This is a genomic window from Vicinamibacteria bacterium (assembly GCA_035620555.1).
Lineage (GTDB): Bacteria > Acidobacteriota > Vicinamibacteria > Marinacidobacterales > SMYC01 > DASPGQ01.
Map to the genome: position 1 here is coordinate 1 of DASPGQ010000726.1, position 3,456 is coordinate 3,456.

Below are 3,456 nucleotides of genomic sequence, written 5' to 3' on the forward strand. Positions count from 1 at the left end.
CGAGAGATACGTGGTCAGCGCCCGAAACGTTTCGGAATCCAGAGCTATCCCGTACAGAGGATAGAGCGCGGCAAGAACGAGGGTCGCCATCAATATCCGCGCCGCGGGTGCCACTCGGCGGTGATGGGCGAGGGCCACGGCGGCGAGCCCGAACCCTATCGAAACACCCATGACCTTGGAAAAAGCGGCGAGCCCCGACCAGATTCCCGTGAGCCAGTGCGACGAGACGCGCGCGCTTCGTCCGCCCCGAGCGTAGGCGAAGACCGAAAGGAGCAAGAAGAGCTGCACGAGGCCGTCCTCTTTGACGAGGCGGCTATTGAATACGACGAGCGGCGAGCAGGCCATCAAGATTCCCGCCACGAAGGCGATGTGAAAGCCGAACAGCTCGCGGCCGAGGAAGAACAGAGCCGCGACGCTCAATGTCCCTACCAGCACCATGAGCGGGCGGATCCGTGGCAGCACGCAATCGAACATCGTACGGGCACCGAGCACGGTGGCCTCGATCCCGACGAGCACCGGCAACAACGGGGTGTGATCGAAGGCGTCGGGCACGATCGGATAGTCATAGGAGAACCACGAGACTCGAGTGCTCCGGTAAATGGGATGCCAGCCCCAGCTGCGAGGGTGCCCTTCGTGCAGGAGATTGAAGCCCGCCCAGGCGTTATGGGTCTCATCGAGGTCCGTTCTCGGATAAGAGTCGAAATTGGCGGCCCGGGCGAGAAAACCCACCGCCACCACGACCGACGCCGCCAAGGCTACGTCGCGGGTCGAGTCGCCCTTGACCCGCGAGACCCAGGCGACGACCAGGAAAGAAGAGAGGAGCGCCCCGACCCATGCGATTGGTTTGGCGAGGCGGGTTCTCAACGCGTGGGTTCGGGGGTCGGTCGGATCCGTGACGTCGGCGGCGGCCACCGGGCGGAGCTTTTTTGTCGGTTCTTTCCACAGGAGGCGGATCGGACGCTCGGGATCCCCCGCGGGCTGAACCTGAAGCGTTACGGCGTGCACCCCCGCCGTCAACACGATCTCCCCCTCGTGCCCACCGCCAGGGGCCATGGGACCGGAGCCGAAGACGCGGTTGCCGTCCACGTCCAGGGCTCCATCCCAGGGCGAGTCGAGCTCGAAGCCATAGGTCCCGTGGTCTCGAGCGATCAGATGCATATCGAAACGCACCCGGAAGGGCGGCATGCGATCGGGGAACGGCCGTGGCGGCGACCGATACTCGTTGATGATCTTCTGAACGAAGAAACCCCCATCGCCAACAGAGGGCGTGGCCAGCGAGCCCTGCCAGAACGGAACCGGTGACCCTATCCGGGGAACGACTCGCACGTCGACGCCATGCGGACGCAGGGCTACTCCGACGAGAATCAGGACGATGCTGAAAAGCAGAAGGTGGATCCGGCTGACTGCGAAGGCGTGCAGAGCAGCGGTACTCTATCCATCCGGGATCGACCGAGTCAACCCGTGTCGCGGGTTACCAGGCAGGCATGCCGAAGCTCGCGAGGTAGCCCTGGTAGCGTGAAAGTCCGAAGAGGAGGAGCGCCAGGACCGACGCTGCGGCGGCGAACGTTCCCCACCGGCCACGGCCGGCCATCTCGTCGAGGCTTGCGCCCGTCAGAATGGCGACGAGCGGCGCGACGAAGACGATCTCCTTGATGTCCCGAAAGAGTCCCGCGCCGAAGGCCCGGAGCGAGACCATCAACAAGAAAGAGAGCCCCCAGGCGGCGAGAATTCGAAAGCCCTGCCTATCGGCGCGCCGGCGTGCCACTAGCAAACCCAGAATCGAGAGCACGGGATACCCATAGCCGTAGAACAACGGGATGCGCGACACCGCGAGCCGTACGGGCTCGGCACCGCTTCCCTCTCCAACGCCGGGACGGCCGCTTGCGACGGCTGGCACGATCTCGGTGAGAAACGCGACCAGAAAGGGCCAGTAGAGCCAGGAGACGGTGATGAGGCCCGTAATCGCCAAAACGCCGACGAGCCGTAGCGCCAGCTTCCGTTCGAGCATCGAAAAGACGACGACGAACGCGCTCACCGAGATGAGGCTCGACGTGTACACGAGGAGGCTCGCGAGCATCGTCCCGAAGACCGCTGCAAGCCGACGAAGGCTTCGGGGCTCGTGGCTGAGAGCCAGAATCGCCACGATGACGAGCGTGTCGAGGAGGTTTCCGACCAAGGTAGCGTGAAGCGCCAGAAGGAGCCGGCTGAAGAGCGCGGGAAGCATCATCCAAACGAGCGAGGCGAGGACACCGGCACGGGGCGAAAGAACCGCAGAGACGAGCCAGAAGAGCGGGAGCACCTCGAGTACGGAAGCGGCCAGTCCCGCGTGCCGCACCGCGTCCTCGATGGCTCCGGGGGCTCCGGCGAGACCGAATGGAAGAAAGTAGAGAGGCGAGTAGGGGAAGGCATAGTCCTTACCCGCAACCGTGCGCGGGTAGCCCACGTTCGTCCTCTCCTGCGTTTCGACGCCGCGTTCGGCGAGACTCCCTTCCGTCTCGCGAAACGCCTCGACGTAGTCCCGCGCGTTGGCGACGTCGGGATAGAAGGTGGAGGGATGAAAGAGTCCCCCACCTCGCAGCAGGTACCCGAAAACGAAAATCGGCACGACCCAGGAGCCGAGGGGTCGACGGCGAAGGGTGAGCGTAGCTCCCGCCGAAAGCACTAGCAGTGGCGCCGCCAGATGAGTGAGGGCATAGGCGAGGGCGTAGACGTCGGCCTCGGCGGCGACGACGACGAGCGCAACGAAGCCGAGCCCGAGAGCGAAAGCGAGCCCGAGTCTCAGCCCGCCCCAACGAAAGAGCGCGAACAGAAAAACGGTGAGCACCGCGGGAAGCCAGCGGACGACGCCGTGAAGCCGTATCCGCCCCTGTGGTCCGACACCGATGGAGATGGCGTCGAGCTTCAGCCCGAGGTTTCGGCGCTCGTGCGAGTCGATGTCGAAGCCAATGTCCACTGGTGTCGCGGCGACGACGGGAAGGCGCACGCTTCGGGTCTCGAAGGCGCCTCCCCGCGCTTCGAAGCGATCGATGATCCTTCCATCGAGCGTGACCTCGACCTGGGCCGTCTCACCGAAGACGCGAGCGAAACGGTAAAAGACCTCGACCGGCCCCCCCTCGATCGCGAGCGGGAGCACGACGCGAGAGTGATAGGTGGTCCAGCGGGTGGCGTCGCCATCTTCGAGCTCGTAGTGCGATGCGAATGCCTGGATGAAACGGTGATCGTTGGGACCGAGCCGGAAGGTGACCGTCTCGTTCTGGACGCCAAACCCACCCACGACGATGCCGGTGAGAAACAGAATCGCGGCGGCCACGAGCTCGACTCTTCGGCTCGCCGGCTCGCGGGCTTCCATCGGGGGGACATTCTACGCTCTTCCCCGCGGCCGGCTCCATCAGCCGTTTCGACGCCATGTGGCCAAGGTTGACATTTGGTTGCGTCCGAAGTTAGACTTCGAACAGA

The 3,456-nt window shown here is 64.6% G+C and carries 2 protein-coding genes; both read right to left on the bottom strand.

The window, feature by feature from the left end; genetic code table 11:
• Positions 1–1,326 (bottom strand): glycosyltransferase family 39 protein (locus VEK15_29310; protein ID HXV64832.1); only part of this gene is annotated, 1,326 nt, incomplete at its 3' end.
• Positions 1,327–1,471: 145 nt separating this feature from the next.
• A complete protein-coding gene (locus VEK15_29315) occupies positions 1,472–3,349 on the bottom strand; it encodes a hypothetical protein (protein HXV64833.1) in 1,878 nt (625 codons plus the stop codon).
• Positions 3,350–3,456 lie beyond the last annotated feature (107 nt).